Here is a 26,608-nt window from a genome sequence, read left to right as displayed (position 1 = left end):
GAGCGGTAGTTCAGTTGGTTAGAATACCTGCCTGTCACGCAGGGGGTCGCGGGTTCGAGTCCCGTCCGTTCCGCCACCCTAATTAGGGGCGTAGTTCAATTGGTAGAGCACCGGTCTCCAAAACCGGGTGTTGGGAGTTCGAGTCTCTCCGCCCCTGCCAGAAATAATCCTTAGCATCTGCTAAGGATTTTTTTTGCCTAAAATTACCTGATTACCTGGTCAGGTAATCGTAAGTTCCCTTCTTTTTCTTTTCATCATTTTCATTGGTCATCCAGCACATCCGTTTTTAACAGATCGCAGATCAGCGAGTATTTATCGCTATTTTGCAGCCAAATGGCGTATAGCGGCCGTGAAAGCGTTGCGCTGTCGGCAACGGTATGTAATCCGCCCTTTTCATTTACCCAGTTTACAGGAAGCCAGCTACAGCCATTTAATGCGCTAAGCTGCTGTCGGGCGAGTTCGGCTGAGCTGGTTGTTAATACCGGCACTTCATCTGCTGCGATCAGCCCTGTTTCATGCTGTTGGAAGTCTGGTCCCCACTCCAGCCGCAGATAATTGAGTTCTGATTTCTTACGGGCAGGGCTGCTGCAATATAACGCCAAAGTGAAGTGCCCTAACAGCTGACTGCTGAACTCATCCATTTTGGGCGCTTCGGTAGTAATGAGGAGATCAAGCTGGCGTTCATGAAGTTGCTTCACAAGCGATTGCCGTTGAGCGATTCTGGCTTCGAATTGCAGGCCGCTTTGCGGCTCCTGTAGTTGGTACAGTCGACCCAGCCAGGCGTTAAGCATACACTCCCATAAAGACGCGCTGGCGCCGATGGAAAACTCGTTATGGCGTGAGGTATGCGCCACCTCTTTACGTGCCGCCTGCCACGTATTCATCAGCGTTTCCGCATACGGTAAAAGTTTTTCGCCAGCCGTGGTTAAACGGATATTGTTTCTGTGCCGCGTAAAAAGGTTTACGCCCAGTTGATTCTCCAGTTGCCTGATACGAAAGCTCACCGCGGATTGCGTCAGGTAAAGTGCTTCTGCGGCCCGCCCGAAATGGCGTGTCCGGCTAACTTCCAGGAAAGTTTTTAACAATTCCGTATCCACTGTGCTCTCCACAAAATTATTTGTCGTTATGATTTAAATGTTTTGTTTTACACTCTGTCAAGCGTAACTAATACTCCGCGCCATAAATAGCTCAGACAAAGAATTAGGAGCGTGCAGGATGGCGGAAAGCTTTACGACGACTAATCGATATTTTGACAATAAACATTATCCACGTGGATTCTCTCGTCACGGTGATTTTACGATTAAAGAGGCACAACTGCTTGAGCGTCATGGTCATGCCTTTAATGATCTGGATCTTGGCAAGCGTGAGCCTGTGACTGAAGAAGAGAAGCTGTTTGTAGCGGTATGCCGCGGTGAACGCGAGCCGGTAACGGATGCAGAACGCGTCTGGTCCAAGTATATGACGCGTATCAAGCGTCCAAAACGCTTCCACACCTTGTCTGGCGGCAAGCCGCAAGTTGAAGGCGCAGAAGACTACACCGAAGCTGATGATTAATAAAAAGGGCGTAATGCCCTTTTTTTACGCCAACAGCTTTTGCAAATGAATTAACAACCTGTCTATCGCCCGATAGCTTACCGCCTCCTGCAAATGCTGACGCGAGATCTGGTCAGCCAGTTCTATGTCGGCAATGGTTCTGGCCACTTTTAGTAAACGCTGCCAGGCGCGAATGGATAATCCAAGATGCACCAGCGTGTCTTCAAGCCAGCGGGCGTCATCGTGATGCAATACACAATATTTTTGGATTTCGCGACCCTCCAGACGCGCGTTTAACTTCTTCTGGCGTCGGTACTGCCGTTCATGGGCGGCGATGACCCGCTTTTTTACCGTAGCGCTGCTCTCACCCTTTGAGGCATGTTGGCTAAGAATCCCGGGCGGTGGAAGCGGTATCTCAAGCGAAAGGTCAAAACGATCAAGAAACGGGCCTGACAACCGATTAAGGTAACGTAGTGTCTGTTCTGGCGTGCAGCGATTATGGTTTCCCTGATAATGTCCGGTCGGGCTGGGATTCATTGCGGCGATTAACTGGAACCTCGCAGGGTACGTTATTTTCGCTCTGGTACGGGATAAATGGATTTGACCGGATTCTATAGGTTCACGTAGCGCATCCAGTGTGCGTCGTTCAAATTCAGGCAATTCATCAAGGAACAAAATTCCGTTGTGCGCCAGCGATATCTCTCCTGGGGCGGGTATTGCGCCGCCGCCGACCATAGCAGTAAGTGAGGCGCTATGATGAGGTGAGCGAAAGGGGCGTTGCTGCCATCGTTTTTGTACCGTATCGGCATTAACCAGACTGAGGATCGCGGCGCTTTCCAATGCTTCTTCATTGCTTAATGGTGGAAGAATCCCGCTCAGTCGACTGGCCAGCATGGTTTTACCCGTACCCGGCGGGCCGATCAATAGCAGATTATGTCCCCCTGCCGCTGTAATCTCCAGGCCGCGTTTACCCTGCTCCTGACCGATCACATCGCGAAGATCGGCAGTTGCGGTAGGCGATGCCATATCCTGAGCTAAAGGTCTTTCCAGGGCGTGTTTCCCTTCCAGAAAGGCGCAGACGGTTTGTAGATGATCGGCGATAAAACAACCTTCTTTGCTGATAAGCCCAACCTCCGCCGCGTTCTCTGTTGCGACGATAATATTTCTGCCGGCCTTGATGGCTTCCGTTGCACTTGATATTGCGCCAGGAACGCCGCGTAATGCGCCTGTAAGCGCTAACTCACCCACCAGCTCATATGCCTCAAGATTCGACGCTGTAAGCTGCTCAGACGCGGCCAGAAGCGCAACAGCAATAGGCAGGTCATACCTTCCGCCCTCTTTCGGTAGATCGGCTGGAGCAAGGTTAATGGTTATTTTTTTAGCCGGAAATTCATATCCGCTATTAATAATCGCACTACGTACCCGGTCACGCGCCTCTTTTACCGTGGTTTCCGGTAGGCCAACCATGGTTAATCCCGGTAATCCATTACTGATATGCACCTCTATAGTGATAGGCGGCGCATTGACGCCAAGTGCGGCGCGGGTATGAACAATCGCCAGTGACATAATCCCTCCTGTTACGTGGATTATGCGGAATAGAAGAGAAAATCGAATTACTGACTTTTTGTTTTTTAGCGGCTGCTTCCTGAATTTTGGCGTCATTTTCAGGTAAGAAGCATCAAACTGGAAGAACGCTCGCAGAAGCGAAAAGAAGGAAAACAGGGTATAGAGTGCGCCAAAAGGGGGAGGAAAACGTGAAAATTTTTCAGTTGCTAATTTTTCTTATAAAAAACAAAGCACTTTTAGGCATTCACCTGCATTATCTGAAACGTGGTTAAAAAAATATCTTGTGCTATTGGCAAAACCTATGGTAACTCTTTAGGTATTCCTTCGAACAAGATGCAAGAATAGACAAAATGACAGCCCTTCTACGAGTGATTAGCCTGGTCGTGATTAGCGTGGTGGTGATTATTATCCCACCGTGCGGGGCTGCACTTGGACGAGGAAAGGCTTAGAAATCAAGCCTTAACGAACTAAGACCCCCGCACCGAAAGGTCCGGGGGTTTTTTTTGGCCTGAAAAACTTAAGCGAGGAGCAGAGCGTGAATAACAGCATAAAATTCTGTTTCTCAAGATTTACGACGGGGATGTAACTATGAACGGGGCACAGTGGGTGGTACATGCTTTGCGAGCGCAGGGGGTGAAAACCGTATTTGGTTATCCTGGTGGCGCAATTATGCCGGTTTACGACGCGTTGTATGACGGTGGTGTGGAGCATTTGTTGTGCCGACACGAGCAGGGTGCCGCAATGGCGGCAATCGGTTATGCCCGTTCTACCGGCAAAACCGGTGTTTGTATCGCCACTTCCGGCCCTGGCGCCACTAACCTGATCACTGGCCTGGCGGATGCGTTGTTAGATTCGGTCCCCGTCGTCGCGATCACGGGTCAGGTTTCCGCCCCGTTCATCGGCACCGATGCGTTCCAGGAGGTGGATGTGTTAGGCCTGTCGCTGGCCTGTACCAAACACAGCTTCCTGGTTCAGTCGCTGGAAGAATTGCCGCGCATCATGGCGGAGGCTTTTGAAGTCGCCAACGCTGGCCGTCCTGGCCCGGTTCTGGTGGATATCCCGAAAGATATCCAGTTGGCCAGCGGTGAGCTGGAACCCTGGTTTACTACCGTTGATAACGAAGCGACATTCCCGCAGGCTGATGTGGAACAGGCGCGCCAGATGCTGGAACAGGCGAAAAAACCCATGCTGTACGTCGGCGGTGGTGTTGGTATGGCGCAGGCGGTTCCGGCGCTGCGTAAATTTATCGCGGTAACGCAAATGCCAGTTACCTGCACGCTGAAAGGGCTGGGGGCTGTTGAAGCTGATTATCCGTACTATCTGGGCATGCTGGGAATGCACGGTACTAAAGCGGCTAATTTCGCGGTGCAAGAGTGTGATTTACTGATCGCAGTGGGTGCGCGTTTTGATGACCGGGTGACCGGTAAGCTGAATACTTTCGCTCCTAACGCCAGCGTAATCCATATGGATATCGACCCGGCGGAAATGAACAAACTGCGTCAGGCACACGTCGCGTTGCAGGGCGATTTAAATTCGCTGTTGCCGGCATTACAGCAACCGCTGAAGATCGACGCATGGCGTCAGTCCTGTGCAGAGCTGCGCGCAGAACACGCCTGGCGCTATGACCATCCTGGCGAGACTATCTATGCGCCGTTGTTGTTGAAGCAATTGTCGGAACGCAAACCCGCAGACAGTGTGGTGACGACGGATGTTGGGCAGCATCAGATGTGGTCAGCCCAGCATATGACTTACACCCGCCCGGAGAACTTCATCACTTCCAGCGGTCTGGGGACGATGGGATTCGGCTTACCGGCGGCCGTTGGCGCACAGGTAGCGCGACCGAATGATACCGTTATCTGTATCTCCGGTGACGGCTCCTTCATGATGAATGTTCAGGAGTTGGGCACCGTAAAACGCAAGCAGTTACCGTTGAAGATAGTCTTACTCGACAACCAGCGGTTAGGGATGGTTCGACAATGGCAGCAACTGTTTTTCCAGGAGCGATATAGCGAAACCACCCTGACCGATAACCCCGATTTCCTCATGCTGGCCAGCGCCTTCGGCATTCCAGGCCAGCACATTACTCGTAAAGACCAGGTTGAAGCGGCACTCGACACGATGTTGGCAAGCGAAGGGCCGTACCTGCTTCACGTCTCAATCGACGAACTTGAAAATGTCTGGCCGTTGGTGCCGCCTGGCGCCAGTAACTCTGAAATGCTGGAGAAATTATCATGATGCAACATCAGGTCAATGTATCGGCACGCTTTAATCCAGAAACCTTAGAACGTGTTTTACGCGTGGTGCGCCATCGTGGTTTTCAGGTGTGCTCCATGAATATGGAAGCCGCGACCGATGCGCAGAATATAAATATTGAATTGACCGTTGCCAGTCCCCGGTCGGTCGACTTACTGTTTAGTCAGTTAAGTAAACTGGTAGATGTTGCGCATGTCGCAATCTGCCAGAGCGCTGCCACATCACAACAAATCCGCGCCTGAGCGCAAAAGGAAGAAAAATGACGACGAAAAAAGCTGATTACATTTGGTTCAATGGCGAGATGGTGCGCTGGGAAGACGCGAAGGTTCACGTAATGTCTCACGCGCTGCACTACGGTACGTCGGTATTTGAAGGGATTCGGTGCTACGACTCTCACAAAGGCCCGGTAGTGTTTCGTCATCGTGAACATATGCAGCGCCTGCGCGACTCAGCAAAGATTTATCGTTTTCCGGTTTCCCAGAGTATTGATGAGCTGATGGAAGCCTGCCGCGAAGTGATCCGCAAAAACAACCTGACCAGCGCCTATATCCGTCCGTTGGTATTTGTCGGCGATGTCGGTATGGGCGTTAACCCGCCCCCGGGATACACCACTGACGTCATCATCGCCGCGTTCCCGTGGGGGGCATACCTGGGCGCCGAAGCGCTGGATCAGGGGATCGATGCGATGGTTTCTTCCTGGAATCGCGCTGCGCCGAACACCATTCCGACCGCCGCGAAAGCGGGCGGGAACTATCTTTCCTCACTGCTGGTGGGTAGCGAAGCGCGCCGCCACGGCTATCAGGAAGGCATCGCCCTGGATGTAAACGGCTATATCTCCGAAGGCGCAGGCGAAAACCTGTTTGAGGTAAAAGATGGCGTGCTGTTTACTCCGCCGTTTACCTCTTCCGCGCTGCCAGGCATTACTCGCGACGCGATCATCAAACTGGCGAAAGAGCTGGGTATTGAAGTGCGCGAGCAGGTGCTGTCCCGTGAATCGCTGTATCTGGCCGACGAAGTGTTTATGTCCGGAACCGCGGCAGAAATTACTCCGGTACGCAGCGTTGATGGTATCCAGGTAGGTGAAGGCCGTTGCGGCCCTGTTACCAAGCGTATTCAACAAGCCTTCTTTGGTCTCTTCACTGGAGAAACCGAGGATAAATGGGGCTGGTTGGATCCGGTAAATTCATAATAAATAAAATTAATATTTTCCCAAAATAATTTGCGTCACAGGAAGGCGGCAACGCAGCGAATCCCCAGGAGCTTACTGTAGTAAGTGACTGGGGTGAGTGAGGCAGCCAACGCACCTGTGGCGTGAAGTATGAAGGGAAAAGATGGGGAGTAAATAAAGCATGCCTAAGTACCGTTCCGCCACCACCACCCATGGTCGTAATATGGCGGGTGCCCGCGCGCTGTGGCGCGCCACCGGAATGACCGACAGTGATTTTGGCAAACCGATTATCGCCGTGGTGAACTCATTCACTCAGTTTGTGCCGGGTCACGTTCATCTGCGCGATCTCGGTAAGCTGGTCGCCGAACAGATTGAAGCTTCCGGCGGTGTGGCGAAAGAGTTCAACACTATTGCCGTGGATGACGGGATCGCCATGGGGCACGGGGGTATGCTCTATTCACTGCCGTCGCGCGAGCTGATCGCCGACTCCGTGGAGTACATGGTGAACGCTCACTGCGCTGACGCGATGGTGTGTATCTCCAACTGCGACAAAATCACCCCAGGGATGCTCATGGCCTCGCTGCGCCTGAATATTCCGGTGATCTTTGTTTCCGGCGGACCGATGGAAGCCGGGAAAACCAAACTGTCCGATCAGATCATCAAGCTCGATCTGGTTGATGCCATGATTCAGGGAGCGGACCCGAAAGTCTCTGACGATCAAAGTAACCAGGTGGAGCGTTCCGCCTGTCCAACCTGCGGCTCCTGCTCCGGCATGTTTACCGCTAACTCCATGAATTGCCTGACCGAAGCGCTGGGCCTGTCGCAGCCGGGCAACGGTTCGCTGCTGGCGACCCATGCTGACCGGAAGCAGTTGTTCCTCAATGCCGGTAAGCGGATTGTTGAACTGACTAAACGTTACTACGAGCAAAACGACGAAAGTGCACTGCCGCGTAACATCGCCAGCAAAGCCGCGTTTGAAAACGCCATGACGCTGGATATTGCGATGGGCGGTTCGACCAATACCGTTCTGCATCTGCTGGCGGCGGCGCAGGAAGCGGAAATCGACTTCACCATGAGTGATATCGACAAGCTGTCCCGCAAGGTGCCGCAGCTGTGTAAAGTGGCGCCAAGTACCCAGAAATACCATATGGAAGACGTTCACCGTGCCGGCGGTGTGCTGGGTATTTTAGGCGAGCTGGATCGCGCCGGGCTGCTGAACCGCAACGTGAAAAACGTATTAGGCCTGACGCTGCCGCAAACGCTGGAACAGTACGACATCACGGTTACGCAGGACGAAGCGGTTAAAAAAATGTTCCGTGCTGGCCCTGCCGGTATCCGTACTACCCAGGCGTTCTCGCAGGATTGTCGCTGGGATTCGCTGGATGACGACCGCGCAGCGGGTTGCATCCGCTCGCTGGAATATGCCTATAGCAAAGACGGCGGTCTGGCGGTGCTGTATGGCAACTTCGCCGAAAACGGCTGCATTGTGAAAACCGCAGGCGTGGATGACAGCATCCTTAAATTTACCGGCCCGGCTAAAGTGTATGAAAGCCAGGACGACGCGGTAGAGGCGATTCTCGGCGGCAAAGTAGTGGAAGGCGATGTAGTTGTGATCCGCTACGAAGGGCCGAAAGGCGGGCCGGGAATGCAGGAAATGCTCTATCCGACCAGTTTCCTGAAGTCGATGGGGCTGGGCAAAGCCTGCGCGCTCATCACCGATGGGCGTTTCTCCGGCGGTACTTCGGGTCTTTCCATCGGCCACGTCTCGCCGGAAGCGGCCAGCGGCGGCACTATTGCGCTGATTGAAGATGGCGACACTATTGCGATTGATATCCCGAACCGCAGCATTCAGTTGCAGTTGAGCGAGGCTGAAATCGCCGCACGCCGCGAGGCGCAGGAAGCTCGTGGCGACAAAGCCTGGACGCCTAAAAATCGTCAGCGTCAGGTTTCGTTTGCCCTGCGTGCCTACGCCAGCCTGGCGACCAGCGCCGATAAAGGCGCGGTGCGCGATAAATCGAAACTGGGAGGTTGATGATGGCGGAATCTCAACCACTGTCAGTCGCGCCGGAAGGGGCGGAGTATCTGCGCGCGGTGCTACGCGCGCCAGTATACGAAGCGGCGCAGGTGACGCCGCTGCAAAAAATGGAAAAGCTCTCGTCACGTCTGGATAACGTTATTCTCGTCAAACGCGAAGACCGGCAGCCGGTACATAGCTTTAAGCTGCGCGGCGCTTACGCGATGATGGCCGGATTGACCGAAGAACAAAAAGCCCACGGCGTGATTACTGCGTCGGCGGGGAACCATGCACAGGGCGTGGCGTTTTCCTCTGCGCGGCTTGGCGTGAAGTCGCTGATCGTCATGCCAAAAGCAACGGCGGATATTAAAGTCGATGCGGTACGCGGTTTTGGCGGCGAAGTGCTGTTGCACGGCGCTAATTTTGATGAAGCGAAAGCGAAAGCTATTGAACTGGCGCAGCAGCAGGGTTTTACCTGGGTGCCGCCGTTTGATCACCCAATGGTGATCGCCGGGCAGGGCACGCTGGCGCTGGAACTGCTTCAGCAGGATTCGCATCTCGATCGTGTCTTTGTGCCGGTTGGCGGCGGCGGCCTGGCGGCGGGCGTAGCGGTACTGATCAAACAATTGATGCCGCAAATCAAAGTGATTGCCGTCGAAGCGGAGGATTCCGCCTGCCTGAAAGCGGCGTTGGAAGCCGGTCATCCAGTGGATCTCCCGCGCGTTGGGTTGTTTGCTGAAGGCGTAGCGGTAAAACGCATCGGCGACGAAACATTCCGGCTGTGTCAGGAATACCTTGATGATATTGTCACCGTGGATAGCGACGCTATCTGCGCGGCGATGAAAGACCTGTTTGAAGATGTGCGTGCGGTGGCGGAGCCGTCCGGCGCGCTGGCGCTGGCGGGGATGAAAAAATATATCGCCCAGCACAATATTCGCGGCGAACGCCTGGCGCACGTCCTTTCCGGCGCCAACGTCAACTTCCACGGCTTGCGCTATGTGTCTGAACGCTGCGAGCTGGGGGAACAGCGCGAAGCGTTACTGGCGGTGACCATTCCGGAAGAAAAGGGGAGCTTTCTCAAATTCTGCCAGTTGCTTGGCGGGCGTATGGTCACCGAATTTAACTACCGTTTTGCCGACGCGAAAAATGCCTGTATTTTTGTCGGCGTACGCGTCAGTCAGGGGCTGGAGGAGCGAAAAGAGATTATCACCCAACTGTGCGACGGCGGTTATAGCGTAGTGGATCTCTCCGACGATGAAATGGCGAAGCTGCATGTGCGCTATATGGTCGGCGGACGCCCCTCCAAGCCATTACAGGAGCGTTTGTATAGTTTCGAATTTCCGGAGTCACCCGGCGCGTTGCTCAAATTCCTGCATACGCTTGGCACGCACTGGAATATTTCGCTATTCCATTACCGTAGCCACGGTACCGATTATGGCCGCGTGCTGGCGGCGTTCGAGTTAGGCGATCATGAGCCGGATTTCGAAACCCGGCTGCATGAGCTGGGCTATGAATGCCATGATGAGAGCAATAACCCGGCGTTCCGGTTCTTTCTGGCGGGGTAGGAATAGTGATGACCGGAAGAAATGTCTCCTTCCGGTCATCTGCATAGACGGCGCGTCAGGGAGTGGGATAATAAACTGACGATCGCTATGAGTAAGGGCAAAAAGATGGCTGGACGCTTTCAGGGATTTGCACAAGAAGGGCTCAATTTTCTTCAGCAGGTTTGTATTGAGAACGACAAAGCCTGGTTCGATGAGCACCGCTTTATCTACGAAAGAAGCCTTCTGACTCCATTCCGCGCGCTGGTGGACGACCTTGCTCCAGCGATGCTGGAAATCGATCCACTGCTGGAAACCCGACCCGCCATCGGTAAAACCCTGTCGCGTATTCACCGCGATACCCGTTTCTCGCACGACAAATCGCTGTACCGCAGTCGGATGTGGCTGACCTTCAAACGTTCGGCGAAAAACTGGATCGATGCGCCAGCCTACTTTTTTGAAATCAGCCCCGATACCCTACGCTATGGGTTGGGTTACTACAGCGCCAGCAAATCTACGATGGATCTGTTTCGCCATACGTTGAGGAAGCGGCCTGATGCGTTTTTACAGGTTGCCGAATGCTGCAGCCCGCCGTTTGAGTTGGTGGGGGAAAGCTATAAGCGGCTGCTGGCCAAAGATCTCGACCCGGCGATATCCGACTGGTATCAGCGTAAAACGTTTGCCGTGATGGTGACGGATAATGACGTAGAAAAACTCTTCCATGCCGATCTGGTCACACGGCTGGCCGAGAGTTTCCAACAGTTGGAGCCGCTGTACCAGTGGCTGATGACGGTGGAAACCATGAAGCAGGTGAACCCGGCGGATTTATAAAAGATTGCCGTTATGTATTAACATTTTTCGGGATAAAGTGTATTTCCAGGAATCGCCCTTTACCTACCTGGTGAGGCCCTTCCATTATAACAAATAACTGATTTTCCCTGATCTGGAGATAATGCTCATCATTGAATGTGAAAGCCAGGCTAACAATGAAAGGGAAATCAAAAAGTTCAATTTCTTCTTCGACAAAGGTGATGCCCCAATATTCATCCGTGAGGGACGGTATGACAATGTCGGGTCGATACCCTTTTATCGGTAAGAGTTTTCGCTTCGTAGAATCAAATTCTACTTCTGCACGGACATAGTTGCCTGAATTTCCGCCCATAGCAGCATGGGGCTCCTTAAGGATACGCGCAGTCTTACTGTTTTTTGGGAGCATAAGCCGACTCTTGTTATTTCATCACTGTCTCTCGAACGTATTTATCTAATTTGTCCGATTCATAAAATGCCATACACCGCTCCAGCACGTTATTAGCGTCTTTAGCGCTATCGGGGTGGAGCGCCATCGTTAAGCGGTCAAAGCCTTCTGTTTCTTTGGCGACGAATTTAAGGAATGGTTTCCATTTCCCGGCATTATCTAACGCGTAGGTTTTAACTAAAAACGACATATCATGGCCTGGAGCATAAAAAGCATCCGGCGGAATGCGTTTATGATAGTTATCAACAAGGCGCTGCTTTAACGCCAGATGCTTTACATCCTGTACGGTAATGCCCGTGGGTTTAGCCTGTACGCTGAAGCATATCGCTACCAGTGCAGATAACAGCATTATTTTTGTGCGCATTTTATTACCTTATCAACCCTGAACAATTTTCCAGAACGCATCAATTAGCGGCTCATGCAGCCGCTTTTTTTGCGCGCAGACGCCAAGCTCAAACGGCGTTTTTTCATCACTACGTTCTAAAATCATTACCCGGTTGCGCACCGGCTCCGGGCTGTTTTCCAGCACCACTTCCGGCAGCAGCGCCACGCCGCAGCCCAGCGCCACCATTGAGACCATTGCTTCGTGACCGCCGACGGTGGCGTAAATCTGCGGATTGCTGATTTTATGGCGGCGGAACCATAGCTCAATGCGGCGGCGTACCGGCCCCTGATCGGCCATGATAAACGGCACCGTCGACCAGTCTGGCTTATCAACCGAAACCTGATTACGCACCGGGCAGGGCAGCGCCGGGGCGATCAGCACCACCGCCAGATTTTCCAGCATCGAAAACGCCACCGCGCCGGGCAGCGTTTCTGGTTTGCCGGCGATTGCCAGGTCCGCTTCTCCCGTTACCACCTTTTCCATCGCATCGGCAGCATCTCCGGTCGTCAATTTGATTTCAACAGAAGGGTGTTCGGCGCGAAAACGGTCGAGGATCGGCGGCAGATGACTGTATGCCGCGGTCACTGAACAGAAGATATGGAGTTCGCCGGAAAGGGACGGCCCCTGCTGATCGAGGGTATGGCGCAACTGCTGATATTGCAAAAGCGTCTGTTGGGCAAACACTCGCAGCTCTTCGCCGGCTTCGGTCAGCGTGACCGTGCGGTTATCGCGCACAAATAGCGGCTGGCCGAGATCTTCTTCCAGCCGCTGAATCTGCCGGGAGAGCGTGGAGGGGCTGACGTGCATCGCTCGCGCGCTGCGGCCAAAGTGGCGGCTTTCCGCCAGATGCAGGAAGGTTTTTAGATCGCGTAAATCCACAGACAGACCTCCGGTTTTTGACGTTGCATAAACCGCAACATAACGTTGTGAATATATCAATTTCCGCAATAAATTTCCTGTTGTAATGTGGGTTCATTCGCACAGATAGCAATCTGTAAACCGAACAATAAGCGCGACAACACAACATCACGGAGTACACCATCATGGCTAACTACTTTAATACACTGAATCTGCGCCAGCAGCTGGCACAGCTGGGTAAATGCCGCTTTATGGGCCGCGACGAATTCGCCGACGGCGCGAGCTACCTGCAGGGTAAAAAAGTGGTCATCGTCGGCTGCGGCGCTCAGGGTCTGAACCAGGGCCTGAACATGCGTGACTCCGGTCTGGACATTGCCTACGCCCTGCGTAAAGAAGCCATTACTGAGAAGCGTGCTTCCTGGCGTAAAGCGACCGAAAACGGCTTCAAAGTGGGTACCTACGAAGAGCTGATCCCGCAGGCTGACCTGGTGGTTAACCTGACGCCAGACAAACAGCACTCCGACGTGGTGCGCTCCGTACAGCCGCTGATGAAAGACGGCGCGGCGCTGGGCTATTCACACGGCTTCAACATCGTGGAAGTGGGCGAGCAGATCCGTAAAGACATCACCGTGGTGATGGTGGCGCCGAAGTGTCCGGGCACCGAAGTGCGCGAAGAGTACAAACGTGGTTTCGGCGTGCCGACGCTGATCGCCGTTCACCCGGAAAACGACCCGAAAGGCGAAGGCATGGCGATTGCGAAAGCCTGGGCTGCGGCCACCGGCGGTCACCGTGCGGGCGTACTGGAATCTTCTTTCGTTGCGGAAGTGAAATCTGACCTGATGGGCGAGCAGACTATTCTGTGCGGTATGCTGCAGGCCGGTTCTCTGCTGTGCTTCGACAAGCTGGTGGCAGAAGGCACCGACCCGGCATACGCCGAAAAACTGATTCAGTTCGGCTGGGAAACCATCACCGAAGCGCTGAAGCAGGGCGGCATCACTCTGATGATGGACCGTCTGTCTAACCCGGCGAAACTGCGTGCTTACGCGCTGTCCGAGCAATTGAAAGAGATCATGGCACCGCTGTTCCAGAAACACATGGATGACATCATCTCCGGCGAATTCTCTTCCGGCATGATGGCTGACTGGGCTAACGACGATAAGAAACTGCTGACCTGGCGTGAAGAGACCGGCAAAACCGCGTTCGAAACCGCACCGCAGTTTGAAGGTAAAATCGGCGAGCAGGAGTACTTCGATAAAGGCGTGCTGATGATTGCGATGGTGAAAGCGGGCGTTGAGCTGGCGTTCGAAACCATGGTCGATTCCGGCATCATCGAAGAGTCCGCTTACTACGAATCACTGCACGAACTGCCGCTGATCGCCAACACCATCGCCCGTAAGCGTCTGTACGAAATGAACGTGGTTATCTCCGATACCGCAGAATACGGTAACTACCTGTTCTCTTACGCTTGCGTACCGCTGCTGAAACCGTTTATGGCGGAATTGCAACCGGGCGATCTGGGTAGTGCTATCCCGGAAGGCGCGGTAGACAACGCACAGCTTCGCGACGTGAACGATGCGATTCGTAGTCATGCGATTGAGCAGGTAGGTAAGAAACTGCGCGGCTATATGACGGATATGAAGCGTATTGCGGTAGCGGGTTGATATACCTTGTCGGGTGGCGCTAGCGCTTACCCGACCTACAAAATCAAGCAGACGATGTAGGCCGGGTAAGGCGTAGCCGCTACCCGGCTTTTTATTTGCGATACAATACTTTAATGATGTGGTAACCGAACTGGGTATGCAGCGGGCCGGTTGGCTCCAGTACCGGGCAGGAAAAGACTACTTTATCGAATGCCGGAACCATCTGGCCCTGACGAAATTCGCCTAAATGACCGCCTTTTTTACCGGATGGGCAGATAGAATGCTTCTTCGCCAGCTTCTCAAAATCGCCGCCGTTTTTAATTTGCTCCAGAAGATCTAAAGCCAGTTTCTCTTCTTTTACAAGAATATGCAGTGCTGCTGCCATTTTTGCCATTATTGAGTTCTCACGTCGCAAAGATTGGCCGTCACTTTATCACTCCTTAGGCCGTCAGACATATACTCTTCGCCATTACAGGACAGATGTCCCGCCTGATTTAATGAACCGGGAGATAAGCGGCATTTTTAGCGGGCGTATTTCGGATGCGCGGGACGGCGGTCCTGTCCTTTCTGACAAGGGGCGAGATACCATGAACATAATGAAAAACGCAGAATTTCCAGACGACTGGCTTTTAGGGCTACGCCAGGTTGTACGCGACCCAGTGCTCTATGAATTACTCAAATACTGCCCGTTGGAAATCATGCAGTGCTGGCGATTTGACGACATTTCCCGCGGCGCGCTTATCTGCCGCCAGGGGGAAATATGCCAGCAATTTTCACTCATTGTGGCCGGCGAAGTGGATGTTTTTTACGAAGCTGAAGATGGACGCCGTTACCGGCAGGCGCGTTATGGCAAAGGAGATATGCTGGGCGAGCTAGAGATATTTGAGTCGCGGCATTACATCTGTTCTGTCGTAGCCGTCGGCAATGTACAGCTACTCAGCCTGCCGCAAGCGCATTTTTGCCGCTGGCTGGCGCTGGATAACCACTTTAACCAGCGAATGCTGCGGTTTTTCAGCCAACAGTATTACCAGTTGTCGAAAAAGGCCAGTAGCGACAATTTGTACTCGCTGCATCAACGCGTATGCCAGGCATTATGGCTGCGTTATCAACAATATGAATCAACCACTATTTTGCTTGATAAGCAGAATCTTGGTCAGGAATTTGCGGCGACGACGCGCAGTATCAACCGGATACTGCACGATCTGAAATCGCTGAACATTATCGATACCGACGGTGAGGGGATCATTTTACTGGCTCCTGAAAAACTCAAACAGGAGGCGGAAATCTGAACCTCTCAGAACAATAAGGAGACGGGAGATGCAACCCCATATTCGGCTTAACACAAGCATGACCCGCGCGAAATATGCGCTTTTGCCCGGCGATCCCGGGCGGGTGGATAGAATCGCCCGTTTTCTTGATAAGGCTGAGATTCTGGGGCAAAACCGGGAGTTTCGCGCGGCGCGCGGTTGGTACCAGGGGGTTGAAATAGTCGTGCTCTCCACGGGAATCGGCGGACCGTCAACCGCTATCGCCATTGAGGAGTTACGCCAGGTTGGCGTCAACACGCTAATCCGTATCGGTAGTTGCGGCGCGTTGCAGGACTCGCTGGCGTTGGGCGATGTGATCATCGCCCACGGCGCGGTGGCTGACGACGGTGCCAGCAAAACCTATGCGCCCGCCAGTTATCCGGCCTGTGCGGACCCGTATCTTACCGCCACGCTGATACAGCAGGCGAAACAGATGAACATCTCTGCCGTTTGCGGGCTGGTGCGCAGCCATGACAGTTTTTATACCGATCGCGAAGCTGAACTGGATGCCGAATGGTCGGCCAGGGGAGTTCTCGGCGCGGATATGGAAACCGCCGCGCTGATGGTGGTGGGGGCGTTACGTGGGCTGCGTACCGCGTCGTTGCTAAACGTGGTCGTCGCGCATAGTGGCTGTCTGGAGAGCAGCATTAACCATTATGTTCAGCAGGAAACCTTGTGCCAGCAAGGTGAAGAGCGCCAGATTTCTTTGGCGCTTCAGGCCATTTATTTCGATAGTTTGCAAGGAGAGCAATGATGGACTTTTTCATCATTAACAATGTAATGGTCAACATTCCTCTCGGCGAGGGAGGGTATGCGCTGTCGTGGATTGAGGCTATCGGCACCGTCTTTGGCTTATTGTGCATCTGGTGCGCCAGCCGGGAAAAAATCATTAATTACCTGTTTGGTTTGATTAACGTCACTCTGTTTGCCGCCATCTTTTTTCAGATTCAACTGTATGCCAGCTTGCTACTTCAGGTGTTTTTCTTTGCGGCGAATATTTACGGCTGGTACGCATGGAGCCGGCAGAATGACGCCCGGGAAGCCGCTCTGAAAGTACGCTGGCTTTCTCGTCAACAAACATGGAGGTTGGGGGGCATATGTATTATCGCCATTCTGCTGATGACGTGGTTTATCGATCCGGTCTTCGCTATGTTGACCCGCGTTATGCTCGCTCTGCTGCAAACGATAGGTATGCAGGTGGCGATGCCTGAACTCCAGCCGGACGCGTTCCCGTTCTGGGATTCCACCATGCTGGTGTTGTCGATTGCGGCGATGGTGCTGATGACCCGCAAGTACGTGGAAAACTGGCTGCTGTGGGTGATTATTGATGTAATTAGCGTCGTGATCTATGCAGTACAGGGCGTTTATGCGATGTCGCTTGAGTATGTTCTGCTGACGGCGATCGCGCTAATGGGTTCTTACAGTTGGATCAAGAGCGCACAGCGTAATGGCTATACGCCGCTTGCCGCCAGAGCCTGCTGATTGACCTTTTCCAGGCTGCCTGAAAAAGCAGCCTGGTCTTCTCTGGGCCTCGCTTTCTGCTACAATCCCTCCCCCGTTCGAAGATTGAGCACTATTCCCATGCGTTTAAATCCCGGCCAACAACACGCTGTCGAATTCGTCACCGGACCCTGCCTGGTGCTGGCAGGAGCGGGTTCTGGTAAAACTCGCGTAATTACCAATAAAATCGCCCACCTGATCCGCGGATGCGGCTATCAGGCCCGGCATATTGCGGCGGTGACGTTTACCAACAAGGCCGCGCGTGAGATGAAAGAACGCGTCGGGCAGACGCTCGGCCGTAAGGAAGCGCGCGGTTTGATGATCTCCACCTTTCATACGCTAGGGCTGGATATTATTAAGCGCGAGTACGCTGCGCTGGGGATGAAATCGAACTTTTCATTGTTTGACGATACCGACCAGGTCGCCTTGCTCAAAGAGCTGACCGAAGGCCTGATTGAAGACGACAAGGTTCTGTTGCAACAGCTGATCTCCACGATCTCCAACTGGAAAAACGATCTCAAAACGCCTGCGCAGGCGGCGGCCGGGGCGAAAGGTGAACGCGATCGTATTTTTGCTCACTGCTACGGGCTTTATGACGCCCATATGAAGGCATGCAACGTTCTCGATTTTGATGATTTGATTTTGCTGCCGACGCTGCTGCTGCAACGCAATGACGAGGTGCGCGAGCGCTGGCAGAATAAAATTCGTTATCTGCTGGTGGATGAATATCAGGATACTAACACCAGCCAGTATGAGTTGGTTAAGCTGCTGGTCGGGCAACGCGCGCGCTTTACGGTCGTAGGCGATGACGATCAGTCTATCTACTCCTGGCGCGGGGCGCGTCCGCAAAACCTGGTGTTACTGAGCCAGGATTTTCCGGCGCTGCAGGTGATTAAGCTGGAGCAAAACTATCGTTCTTCGGGCCGCATCCTGAAAGCGGCGAATATTCTCATCGCCAACAATCCGCACGTCTTTGAAAAGCGCCTCTTTTCCGAGCTCGGTTACGGCGCGGAACTCAAAGTGTTAAGCGCAAACAATGAAGAGCATGAAGCTGAGCGTGTTACCGGCGAACTGATTGCCCATCACTTTGTGAACAAGACCCAGTACAAGGATTACGCCATTCTGTATCGCGGGAATCATCAGTCGCGGGTATTTGAAAAATTCCTCATGCAGAACCGTATTCCGTACAAAATTTCCGGCGGCACCTCATTTTTCTCCCGTCCGGAGATTAAAGACCTGCTGGCCTACCTGCGGGTGTTGACCAACCCGGATGATGACAGCGCTTTCCTGCGCATCGTGAATACGCCAAAACGCGAAATCGGTCCGGCCACTCTGCAAAAACTGGGTGAATGGGCAATGACGCGTAATAAGAGCCTGTTTACCGCCAGCTTTGATATGGGACTTAGTCAAAAGCTGACCGGACGTGGTTACGATTCATTGACGCGTTTTACCCACTGGCTGGGGGAAATCCAGCGTCTGGCCGAACGCGAGCCTGTCGCCGCCGTGCGCGATCTCATCCACGGTATTGACTATGAATCCTGGTTGTACGAAACCTCGCCGAGCCCCAAAGCGGCGGAAATGCGTATGAAAAACGTTAACCAGCTCTTTAGCTGGATGACTGAGATGCTGGAAGGCAACGAACTTGATGAGCCGATGACGCTGACCCAGGTGGTTACACGCTTTACGCTGCGCGATATGATGGAGCGTGGCGAGAGCGAAGAAGAGCTGGATCAGGTACAGTTGATGACGCTTCATGCATCGAAAGGACTGGAATTCCCGTATGTCTATATGGTGGGAATGGAAGAAGGATTTTTGCCGCATCAAAGCAGCATTGACGAAGACAATATTGAGGAAGAGCGTCGGCTGGCCTATGTCGGGATCACTCGCGCGCAGAAAGAGCTTACCTTTACATTATGTAAAGAGCGCCGTCAGTATGGGGAGCTGGTGCGCCCGGAACCCAGTCGCTTCCTGTTAGAACTGCCGCAGGATGATTTAATCTGGGAGCAGGAGCGCAAAGTGGTAAGCGCTGAGGAGCGAATGCAAAAAGGGCAAAGTCACCTGGCTAATCTGAAAGCCATGATGGCGGCAAAGCGAGCGAAATCGTAGGCCGGATAAGCGAAGCGCCATCCGGCAATCAGACTACGGTTAGCGAACGTCCAGCGGCCAGTGTACATAGCTTTGCCACTGGCTTTCCTGATCAATCAACTCTTTACCCAGCGGGTGATGCGCCAGCCAGTCGCCAGGCAAGGTTAACGTCAGATTTTCATTTAGCGCCTGTAGCGTAATTTCTGGTACCAGATCGTCACGACGGCGACCGGCAAAAAGAATCGCCAGTCGCAGCAAACGGCATAGCTGTTCCGCAACACGGGGCGGTACCGCGTTTTGCTGATGAAGCGAAGAGAGATCGACCGGATTGGTCTGATTCAGTAAGAGGGTGGCGAGCAACTTTTTCTGCGCGGGCGTATAGCCAGGCAGATCCAAATGGCGTACTAAATAGGCGGCATGATAGGGCGCCTGTTTAAAATCAACGCTCAGACCGATCTCATGCAACTGGCAAGCGCTAAGCAACAGTTCACGACTGATAGGCTCAATATGCCAGGCATTTTCTACCTGTTTGAGGAAGTTATCTGCCAGCTTCGCTACGCGGTTCGCCTGATCGGTATCGACGATAAACCGACGCTGAATGTTTCGCAGCGTGCGGCTGCGGATATCCTGATCTACCGCCAGATGCAACATCCCATACACCAGCCCTTCGCGTAACGCGCCGCCTGCCAGCGTCATGCTCTGGATGTTCAGCTCGGTAAATATCGCGATCAGAATAGCCAGCCCACTTGGGAAAACCAGCGCGCGTTCCAGCGTCAGGCCTTCGATTTCCAGTTCTTCCAGACGCCCGCACTGTATCGCGCGTTGTTTTAGCTGCTGCAGTTTGGCGAGCGTAATGCGCTCGTCCATCCCCTGCGCCATCATGATTTCCTGCAATGCCTGTACGGTGCCGGAGGCACCCACGCAGACCTTCCAGCCATGAAAACGCAGTTCATCGGCGACCGGACGCAGTACATCGCGCGCGGCCTTCTCCGCATCATCAAAGTTTTCTTGCGCCAGATTACGATCGCTAAAATAGCGTTCAAGCCACGTTACGCAGCCCATCGACAGGCTAAACAGCGACGTGGTTTGCGCGCCAGTGCCGGTAACCAGTTCAGTGCTGGCGCCGCCGATATCCACCACCAGCCGCTGATCTGCGCCGCCGGTGGTATGAGCGACCCCCTGATAAATTAGCCGCGCCTCTTCTTCGCCGCTGATAACCTGCACCGGACAACCAAGGATAGTCTGCGCTTTCGCGATAAATTCCCCTGCATTGACGGCGAGACGCAATGTTGCGGTGGCAACCACGCGGATTTGCGGCTGCGGAATATCCTGCAAACGTTCAGCAAACAGACGCAGGCATTGCCAGCCGCGTTCCATCGCTTCGGCTGAAAGGTGGTTGTCGTTGTTCAGACCCGCGGCCAGACGCACCTTGCGTTTTATTCGGGTCAGCGTCTGGATGCTTCCCGCCGCCTCGCGCACGACCAGCATATGAAAACTATTGGAACCGAGATCAATAGCGGCATACAACGAGGTGGAATTCATACACTTCATCCTTCAACCTGTATCCGTGTTGGCTGCGTACTCTTCCTAAGCTCATCGGGATTTGTTTTCTTGCCGCCTTGATACAGGCTAAATGATTTTGTGTATGGCATAACTTTTCTTAACCTGAACGACGACGATTACGCGGAGCGCCAGCGCGGCGCGGACCATTGCCAGGACGCGAACGCGTCAGGCGCAACGGCTTGGGTAGATCGTTCATGAGCGCTTCCGGATTGTATTTGCTGACCGGAATCGAGTGGCCGATATAGCTCTCAATGGCGGGCAGATTCAGCGCATACTCTTCGCAAGCCAGGCTGATGGAATGTCCGCTGGCGCCAGCGCGACCGGTACGACCGATACGGTGAACATAGTCTTCACAATCATCTGGCAGATCGTAGTTAAAGACGTGCGTTACGGCGGGGATATGCAACCCGCGCGCCGCGACATCGGTCGCCACAAGAATATCCAGATCGCCGCGGGTGAACTCATCCAGAATCCGCAGGCGCTTTTTCTGCGCGACGTCACCGGTCAGCAGACCAACACGATGGCCATCTGCCGCCAGATGTCCCCAGATATCTTCGCAACGATGCTTGGTGTTGGCGAAAATAATGGCGCGATCCGGCCACTCTTCTTCGATCAGCGTTTGCAGTAAACGCATTTTCTCTTCATTAGAGGGGTAGAAAAGCTCTTCTTTAATGCGGTGGCCGGTCTTTTGCTCCGGTTCCACTTCAACATATTCGGCGTTGTTCATCTGTTCAAACGCCAGCTCGCGAACCCGATAAGACAGGGTGGCGGAGAACAACATGTTCAGACGCTGCGCAGCCGGCGGCATACGACGGAACAGCCAGCGGATATCTTTAATAAAGCCCAAATCGTACATGCGATCGGCTTCATCGAGTACGACGACCTGAATGGCGCCGAGGTTAATGTGGTTTTGTTTGGCGTAGTCGATCAGTCGGCCCGTCGTACCAATAAGAATATCAACGCCGCTTTCCAGCACTTTAAGCTGCTTGTCGTAACCATCGCCGCCGTAAGCCAGGCCTAATTTTAAGCCTGTCGCTTGCGCCAACGGCTCCGCGTCTGCGTGAATTTGTACGGCTAATTCACGCGTCGGCGCCATGATCAGCGCGCGCGGCTGGTTCACCTTGCGATCGTCGATCGCGGGATGAGAAAGTAAATAATGAAACGTTGACGTCAGAAACGCCATCGTTTTCCCGGTACCGGTTTGCGCCTGCCCTGCAACGTCACGACCCGCCAGCGTTAGCGGAAGGGCCAGTGCCTGAATGGGCGTACAATTATAAAACCCTTTTTTTTCAAGGGCTTCAACCACCTGTGGGTGCAGGGCGAAGTCGGAAAACTTCTGTTCTGTTAAATGTGTTTTGCTCATAGTGTGGTAGAATATCAGCTTACTATTGCTTTACGAAAGCGTATCCGGTGAAATAAAGTCAACCTTTGTTGGCGAAGTTAACATCAGCACCTCGTTGGTTAATGCTACACCAACACGCCAGGCTTATTCCTGTGGAGTTATATATGAGCGATAAAATTATTCACCTGACTGACGACAGTTTTGACACGGATGTACTCAAAGCGGACGGGGCTATCCTCGTTGATTTCTGGGCAGAGTGGTGCGGGCCGTGTAAAATGATCGCTCCGATTCTGGATGAAATCGCTGACGAATATCAGGGCAAATTGACCGTTGCCAAACTGAACATTGACCAGAACCCAGGTACTGCGCCTAAATATGGCATCCGCGGTATTCCGACTCTGCTGCTGTTTAAAAACGGCGAAGTGGCGGCAACCAAAGTAGGCGCACTGTCTAAAGGTCAGTTGAAAGAGTTTCTCGACGCCAATCTGGCGTAATACCTTTTATACGTCGAATGACAAAGGCGCTGTATGGTCAGGCGTCTGTCATTCGACGAATGATTAAGGTATCAGGCAGTTTCGTGGCGTCTGTTGTCCTTACGTTATTCTTAAATTGTCAGGATCTCTGGACGCCCGGTCTGAGTCGTGCTAAGTTAGTATTGACTTCGAATTAAACATACCTTATTAAGTTTGAATCTGGTTTTATCCGTCACTTCCCGTTTTTTCTCGCACGAGAAGTGGAAAGATTCCTGGCTCTTCGCTCATTCCGTCTTGTCGTTTCAGTTCTGCGTACTTTCCTGTGACCAGACAGCGAACAGACATGAGTTGATAGCCGTAAACAGGCATGGATGACCCTGCCATACCATTCACAACATTAAGTTCGAGATTTACCCCAAGTTTAAGAACTCACACCATTATGAATCTTACCGAATTAAAGAATACGCCGGTTTCTGAGCTGATCACTCTCGGCGAAAGTATGGGGCTGGAAAACCTGGCCCGTATGCGCAAGCAGGACATTATTTTTGCCATCCTGAAGCAGCACGCAAAGAGTGGCGAAGATATCTTTGGCGACGGTGTGCTGGAGATATTGCAGGATGGATTTGGTTTCCTCCGTTCTGCAGACAGCTCCTACCTCGCCGGTCCTGATGATATCTACGTTTCCCCCAGCCAAATCCGCCGTTTCAACCTCCGCACTGGTGATACCATTTCTGGTAAGATTCGCCCGCCGAAAGAAGGTGAACGCTATTTTGCGCTGTTGAAAGTTAACGAAGTTAACTACGACAAACCGGAAAACGCCCGTAACAAAATCCTCTTTGAGAACTTAACCCCGCTGCACGCAAACTCTCGTCTGCGTATGGAGCGTGGTAACGGTTCTACCGAAGACTTAACGGCACGCGTTCTGGATCTGGCTTCGCCGATCGGTCGCGGCCAGCGCGGTCTGATTGTCGCGCCGCCGAAGGCGGGTAAAACCATGCTGCTGCAGAACATCGCGCAGAGCATCGCGTATAACCACCCAGACTGCGTGCTGATGGTGCTGCTGATTGACGAACGTCCGGAAGAAGTAACCGAGATGCAGCGTCTGGTGAAAGGCGAAGTGGTTGCGTCTACCTTTGACGAACCGGCATCCCGCCACGTTCAGGTTGCTGAAATGGTTATCGAGAAGGCGAAACGTCTGGTTGAACACAAGAAAGACGTTATCATCCTGCTCGACTCCATCACCCGTCTGGCGCGTGCCTACAACACCGTGGTGCCGGCGTCCGGTAAAGTACTGACCGGTGGTGTGGACGCTAACGCCCTGCATCGTCCGAAGCGTTTCTTCGGCGCGGCGCGTAACGTGGAAGAGGGCGGCAGTCTGACCATCATCGCTACCGCGCTTATCGATACCGGCTCCAAAATGGACGAAGTTATCTACGAAGAGTTTAAAGGCACCGGTAACATGGAGCTGCATCTTTCGCGTAAGATCGCTGAAAAACGTGTCTTCCCGGCTATCGACTACAACCGTTCCGGTACCCGTAAAGAAGAGCTGCTCACCACTCAGGAAGAGCTGCAGAAAATGTGGATCCTGCGTAAAATCATCCATCCGATGGGTGAAATTGACGCGATGGAATTCCTCATTAACAAACTGGCGATGACCAAAACTAATGACGACTTTTTCGAGATGATGAAGCGCTCATAACCTGGTCTTTACCTGAAAACGCCACGTTTTTACGTGGCGTTTTTGTTTTATATCTGTAATCTTAACGATACATTTACAAAATGATGATAAACCGGGTCGGGGCTTCGCCATCCATTCGTTATCGGTATCGTGTGGTTGATATTTAAACAATTCTGCCTGATTCAGAGCAGGGTTTCCCTTCTGAATAAAGGTCTTCATGGTTATACTTCTGGTACTAATTTTATCTGAGAGCACGCATTGTGAATTTACTGACCGTGAGTACTGATCTCATCAGTATTTTTTTATTCACGACACTGTTCCTGTTTTTTGCGCGTAAAGTCGCAAAAAAAATCGGTTTAGTGGATAAACCCAACTTTCGTAAACGCCACCAGGGGCTGATACCGTTGGTTGGAGGGATTTCGGTTTACGCAGGGATTTGCTTCACATTCGGAATCGTTGACCACTATATTCCTCATGCGTCGCTTTATCTTTCTTGTGCGGGCGTACTGGTTCTTATCGGTGCGCTGGACGACCGTTTTGATATCAGCGTGAAGATCCGTGCGACCATACAGGCCGCGATCGGTATCATTATGATGGTATTCGGTAAGCTCTATCTTAGCAGCCTCGGCTATATCTTTGGCTCCTGGGAGATGGTGCTCGGTCCCTTCGGCTATTTCCTTACTCTGTTTGCCGTATGGGCGGCGATCAACGCTTTCAATATGGTGGACGGTATTGACGGCCTGTTGGGCGGGCTATCCAGCGTCTCATTCGCGGCGATGGGGCTGATTTTATGGTTTGACGGTCAAACCAGCCTGGCAATATGGTGCTTCGCCATGATTGCCGCGATTCTGCCTTACATTATGCTTAATCTCGGTATTTTGGGGCGGCGTTATAAAGTCTTTATGGGCGATGCCGGTAGTACTCTGATTGGTTTTACCGTTATCTGGATCTTACTGGAAACGACGCAGGGGAAAACTCACCCTATCAGTCCGGTTACCGCGCTATGGATTATCGCTATCCCGCTGATGGATATGGTGGCGATTATGTATCGCCGTCTGCGTAAAGGAATGAGTCCCTTCTCACCTGATCGTCAGCATATTCACCATCTTATCATGCGCGCCGGATTTACCTCTCGTCAGGCGTTTGTACTGATTACGCTTGCCGCCGCCATTCTGGCGGGAGTCGGCGTAGCGGCAGAATATTCTCATTTTGTTCCTGAATGGGTTATGTTGGTGCTCTTTTTGCTAGCATTCTTCCTCTATGGCTACTGCATTAAGCGGGCCTGGAAGGTGGCGAGATTTATTAAGCGTGTGAAGCGTCGCCTGCGCAGACACCGTAAGAACCGGCCAAACTTAACCAAGTAAATGAGGATACGATGACACAACCATTACCGGGGGCACGCGCGGTGAGCGCTGAAAATGAACTGGATATTCGCGGGTTGTTTCGTACTTTATGGGCTGGCAAATTCTGGATTATCGGCATTGGCCTGCTATTTGCCCTTATCGCGTTAGCCTATACCTTTTTTGCTCGTCAGGAGTGGAGTGCGACGGCGATCACCGATCGCCCAACCGTAAATATGTTGGGCGGTTATTACTCCCAGCAGCAGTTTCTGCGCAACCTGGATATTAAGACCGATCCTGCTTCTTCTGATAAGCCCTCGGTGATGGATGAAGCGTATAAAGAGTTCATCATGCAACTTGCCTCCTGGGATACGCGTCGCGATTTCTGGTTACAGACGGACTATTACAAGCAGCGAATGGTCGGGAATAGCAAAGCTGATGCGGCGATGCTTGATGAACTGATCAATAACATACAGTTTACGCCCGGCGATTTTACACGCGCCATCAACGACAACGTGAAGCTGATTGCTGAAACTGCGCCGGATGCCAATAATCTGCTGCGTCAGTATGTCGCATTCGCCAGCCAGCGGGCGGCGAGCCATCTGAATGATGAATTAAAAGGTGCCTGGGCTGCGCGTACCGTGCAGATGAAAGCCCAGGTCAAACGGCAGGAAGAGGTTGCGAAAGCGATCTATTCACGTCGTGTAAACAGTATTGAGCAGGCGCTCAAAATTGCGGAACAACATAATATTTCTCGTAGCGCGACGGATGTCCCGGCGGATGAATTACCGGACTCAGAGCTTTTTTTACTCGGTCGCCCTATGTTGCAGGCGCGTCTTGAAAATCTGCAAGCGGTTGGCCCTGCGTTCGATTTGGACTACTTTCAAAATCGGGCAATGTTGAATACGCTTAATGTGGGGCCGACCCTGGACCCTCGTTTTCAGACCTATCGTTATTTGCGTACGCCGGAAGAACCGGTAAAACGTGATAGCCCACGCCGAGCCTTCCTGATGATTATGTGGGGTATCGTTGGGGCGCTAATCGGTGCGGGCGTTGCCTTAACCCGTCGCCGCACGATTTAGCAACACCTCTGCAGTAGGGGGCTGG

General features: G+C 52.8%; 27 protein-coding genes and 1 tRNA gene. 20 read left to right on the top strand and 8 right to left on the bottom strand.

Annotation, left to right across the window (positions count from 1 at the left end; all coding sequences use genetic code 11):
* Positions 1-84: 84 nt before the first annotated feature.
* Positions 85-160: transfer RNA gene (locus NA624_RS21780), tRNA-Trp, on the top strand.
* Between the two features lie 100 nt (positions 161-260).
* On the opposite strand, the gene hdfR is transcribed toward NA624_RS21780, so the two are convergent.
* Entirely contained in the window at positions 261-1,109 is an 849-nt protein-coding gene (hdfR, locus tag NA624_RS21775; RefSeq protein WP_001657826.1) for an HTH-type transcriptional regulator HdfR, read from the bottom strand.
* Positions 1,110-1,215: 106 nt separating this feature from the next.
* Between hdfR and maoP the strand changes: the two genes are divergently transcribed.
* On the top strand, positions 1,216-1,554 hold the full coding sequence (gene maoP / locus NA624_RS21770) for a macrodomain Ori organization protein MaoP (RefSeq protein ID WP_000840996.1): 339 nt from the start codon (positions 1,216-1,218) through the stop codon (positions 1,552-1,554).
* A gap of 24 nt (positions 1,555-1,578) precedes the next feature.
* Here the strand turns inward: maoP and NA624_RS21765 are convergent, their stop codons facing one another.
* Complete coding sequence (locus tag NA624_RS21765; protein WP_000050210.1) at positions 1,579-3,099, bottom strand: YifB family Mg chelatase-like AAA ATPase; 1,521 nt, start codon at positions 3,097-3,099, stop codon at positions 1,579-1,581.
* Between the two features lie 350 nt (positions 3,100-3,449).
* On the opposite strand from NA624_RS21765, the gene ilvL reads away from it, so the two are divergent.
* From ilvL to NA624_RS21725, 8 genes are all read left to right on the top strand, one after another.
* On the top strand, positions 3,450-3,548 hold the full coding sequence (gene ilvL / locus NA624_RS21760) for an ilv operon leader peptide (protein ID WP_001311244.1): 99 nt from the start codon (positions 3,450-3,452) through the stop codon (positions 3,546-3,548).
* A gap of 86 nt (positions 3,549-3,634) precedes the next feature.
* Positions 3,635-3,685, top strand: a complete 51-nt coding sequence (ilvX, locus tag NA624_RS21755; protein ID WP_192930503.1) for a peptide IlvX — start codon at positions 3,635-3,637, stop codon at positions 3,683-3,685.
* 2 nt (positions 3,686-3,687) lie between these two features.
* Entirely contained in the window at positions 3,688-5,334 is a 1,647-nt protein-coding gene (gene ilvG / locus NA624_RS21750) for an acetolactate synthase 2 catalytic subunit (RefSeq protein ID WP_001012573.1), read from the top strand.
* Entirely contained in the window at positions 5,331-5,594 is a 264-nt protein-coding gene (gene ilvM / locus NA624_RS21745; RefSeq protein WP_000983260.1) for an acetolactate synthase 2 small subunit, read from the top strand. Before ilvG ends, ilvM begins: the two co-directional genes overlap by 4 nt.
* A gap of 17 nt (positions 5,595-5,611) precedes the next feature.
* The gene (ilvE, locus tag NA624_RS21740; protein ID WP_000208532.1) at positions 5,612-6,541 is read left to right on the top strand and encodes a branched-chain-amino-acid transaminase; all 930 of its coding nucleotides are present in this window, start codon (positions 5,612-5,614) and stop codon (positions 6,539-6,541) included.
* Positions 6,542-6,701: 160 nt separating this feature from the next.
* Entirely contained in the window at positions 6,702-8,552 is a 1,851-nt protein-coding gene (gene ilvD / locus NA624_RS21735) for a dihydroxy-acid dehydratase (RefSeq protein ID WP_001127446.1), read from the top strand.
* A 2-nt stretch (positions 8,553-8,554) separates the two neighbouring features.
* Positions 8,555-10,099, top strand: coding sequence for a threonine ammonia-lyase, biosynthetic (ilvA, locus tag NA624_RS21730; protein ID WP_001524959.1), 1,545 nt, complete (start codon positions 8,555-8,557; stop codon positions 10,097-10,099).
* A gap of 105 nt (positions 10,100-10,204) precedes the next feature.
* Positions 10,205-10,906, top strand: coding sequence for a DUF2461 domain-containing protein (locus NA624_RS21725; protein ID WP_001544634.1), 702 nt, complete (start codon positions 10,205-10,207; stop codon positions 10,904-10,906).
* A 10-nt stretch (positions 10,907-10,916) separates the two neighbouring features.
* Here NA624_RS21725 and NA624_RS21720 read toward each other — a convergent pair whose 3' ends face one another.
* Genes NA624_RS21720 through ilvY form a run of 3 tightly spaced genes read right to left on the bottom strand, consistent with a single transcriptional unit; the run spans position 10,917 to position 12,594 of the window.
* Complete coding sequence (locus NA624_RS21720; RefSeq protein WP_000937044.1) at positions 10,917-11,291, bottom strand: hypothetical protein; 375 nt, start codon at positions 11,289-11,291, stop codon at positions 10,917-10,919.
* 13 nt (positions 11,292-11,304) lie between these two features.
* A complete protein-coding gene (locus NA624_RS21715; RefSeq protein ID WP_001259310.1) occupies positions 11,305-11,694 on the bottom strand; it encodes a hypothetical protein in 390 nt (129 codons plus the stop codon).
* A 12-nt stretch (positions 11,695-11,706) separates the two neighbouring features.
* Positions 11,707-12,594, bottom strand: a complete 888-nt coding sequence (ilvY, locus tag NA624_RS21710) for an HTH-type transcriptional activator IlvY (protein ID WP_000365799.1) — start codon at positions 12,592-12,594, stop codon at positions 11,707-11,709.
* Between the two features lie 164 nt (positions 12,595-12,758).
* On the opposite strand from ilvY, the gene ilvC reads away from it, so the two are divergent.
* A complete protein-coding gene (gene ilvC / locus NA624_RS21705; protein ID WP_000024934.1) occupies positions 12,759-14,234 on the top strand; it encodes a ketol-acid reductoisomerase in 1,476 nt (491 codons plus the stop codon).
* Positions 14,235-14,325: 91 nt separating this feature from the next.
* On the opposite strand, the gene ppiC is transcribed toward ilvC, so the two are convergent.
* Positions 14,326-14,607 carry a peptidylprolyl isomerase PpiC gene (gene ppiC, locus NA624_RS21700; protein ID WP_001096806.1) on the bottom strand — a complete coding sequence of 94 codons (282 nt, stop codon included), beginning with the start codon at positions 14,605-14,607 and terminating at the stop codon, positions 14,326-14,328.
* A gap of 193 nt (positions 14,608-14,800) precedes the next feature.
* Here ppiC and NA624_RS21695 point away from each other — a divergent pair, with 193 nt between their 5' ends.
* The 4 genes from NA624_RS21695 to rep all read left to right on the top strand — a co-directional run bounded on the left by NA624_RS21695 (position 14,801) and on the right by rep (position 19,126).
* Positions 14,801-15,502 (top strand): Crp/Fnr family transcriptional regulator, encoded by a 702-nt coding sequence (locus tag NA624_RS21695; protein WP_001024339.1) that lies wholly within the window; start codon positions 14,801-14,803, stop codon positions 15,500-15,502.
* 28 nt (positions 15,503-15,530) lie between these two features.
* Complete coding sequence (locus NA624_RS21690; protein WP_001182428.1) at positions 15,531-16,274, top strand: nucleoside phosphorylase; 744 nt, start codon at positions 15,531-15,533, stop codon at positions 16,272-16,274.
* Entirely contained in the window at positions 16,274-17,002 is a 729-nt protein-coding gene (gene pnuC / locus NA624_RS21685) for a nicotinamide riboside transporter PnuC (protein ID WP_001543647.1), read from the top strand. Before NA624_RS21690 ends, pnuC begins: the two co-directional genes overlap by 1 nt.
* A gap of 99 nt (positions 17,003-17,101) precedes the next feature.
* Positions 17,102-19,126: a DNA helicase Rep gene (rep, locus tag NA624_RS21680; RefSeq protein ID WP_001238842.1), complete on the top strand. Its 2,025-nt coding sequence runs from the start codon at positions 17,102-17,104 to the stop codon at positions 19,124-19,126.
* Positions 19,127-19,165: 39 nt separating this feature from the next.
* On the opposite strand, the gene gppA is transcribed toward rep, so the two are convergent.
* Positions 19,166-20,647 (bottom strand): guanosine-5'-triphosphate,3'-diphosphate diphosphatase, encoded by a 1,482-nt coding sequence (gppA, locus tag NA624_RS21675; protein ID WP_001089447.1) that lies wholly within the window; start codon positions 20,645-20,647, stop codon positions 19,166-19,168.
* A 118-nt stretch (positions 20,648-20,765) separates the two neighbouring features.
* Positions 20,766-22,031 (bottom strand): ATP-dependent RNA helicase RhlB, encoded by a 1,266-nt coding sequence (gene rhlB / locus NA624_RS21670; protein WP_000047525.1) that lies wholly within the window; start codon positions 22,029-22,031, stop codon positions 20,766-20,768.
* A gap of 143 nt (positions 22,032-22,174) precedes the next feature.
* On the opposite strand from rhlB, the gene trxA reads away from it, so the two are divergent.
* The 5 genes from trxA to wzzE all read left to right on the top strand — a co-directional run bounded on the left by trxA (position 22,175) and on the right by wzzE (position 26,583).
* Positions 22,175-22,504 (top strand): thioredoxin TrxA, encoded by a 330-nt coding sequence (trxA, locus tag NA624_RS21665; RefSeq protein WP_001280776.1) that lies wholly within the window; start codon positions 22,175-22,177, stop codon positions 22,502-22,504.
* A gap of 247 nt (positions 22,505-22,751) precedes the next feature.
* The gene (locus NA624_RS21660) at positions 22,752-22,835 is read left to right on the top strand and encodes a rho operon leader peptide (protein ID WP_134820045.1); all 84 of its coding nucleotides are present in this window, start codon (positions 22,752-22,754) and stop codon (positions 22,833-22,835) included.
* 87 nt (positions 22,836-22,922) lie between these two features.
* Positions 22,923-24,182: a transcription termination factor Rho gene (gene rho / locus NA624_RS21655; protein WP_001054532.1), complete on the top strand. Its 1,260-nt coding sequence runs from the start codon at positions 22,923-22,925 to the stop codon at positions 24,180-24,182.
* A 239-nt stretch (positions 24,183-24,421) separates the two neighbouring features.
* Positions 24,422-25,525, top strand: a complete 1,104-nt coding sequence (gene wecA / locus NA624_RS21650; RefSeq protein WP_001050948.1) for a UDP-N-acetylglucosamine--undecaprenyl-phosphate N-acetylglucosaminephosphotransferase — start codon at positions 24,422-24,424, stop codon at positions 25,523-25,525.
* Between the two features lie 11 nt (positions 25,526-25,536).
* Positions 25,537-26,583: an ECA polysaccharide chain length modulation protein gene (wzzE, locus tag NA624_RS21645; protein ID WP_000193413.1), complete on the top strand. Its 1,047-nt coding sequence runs from the start codon at positions 25,537-25,539 to the stop codon at positions 26,581-26,583.
* Positions 26,584-26,608 lie beyond the last annotated feature (25 nt).

The organism is Salmonella sp. NW38 (assembly GCF_051807745.1).
GTDB lineage: Bacteria > Pseudomonadota > Gammaproteobacteria > Enterobacterales > Enterobacteriaceae > Salmonella > Salmonella enterica.
The sequence above is the reverse complement of the archived record's forward strand: the minus strand, read 5'-3'. Positions and strand labels throughout refer to the sequence as shown.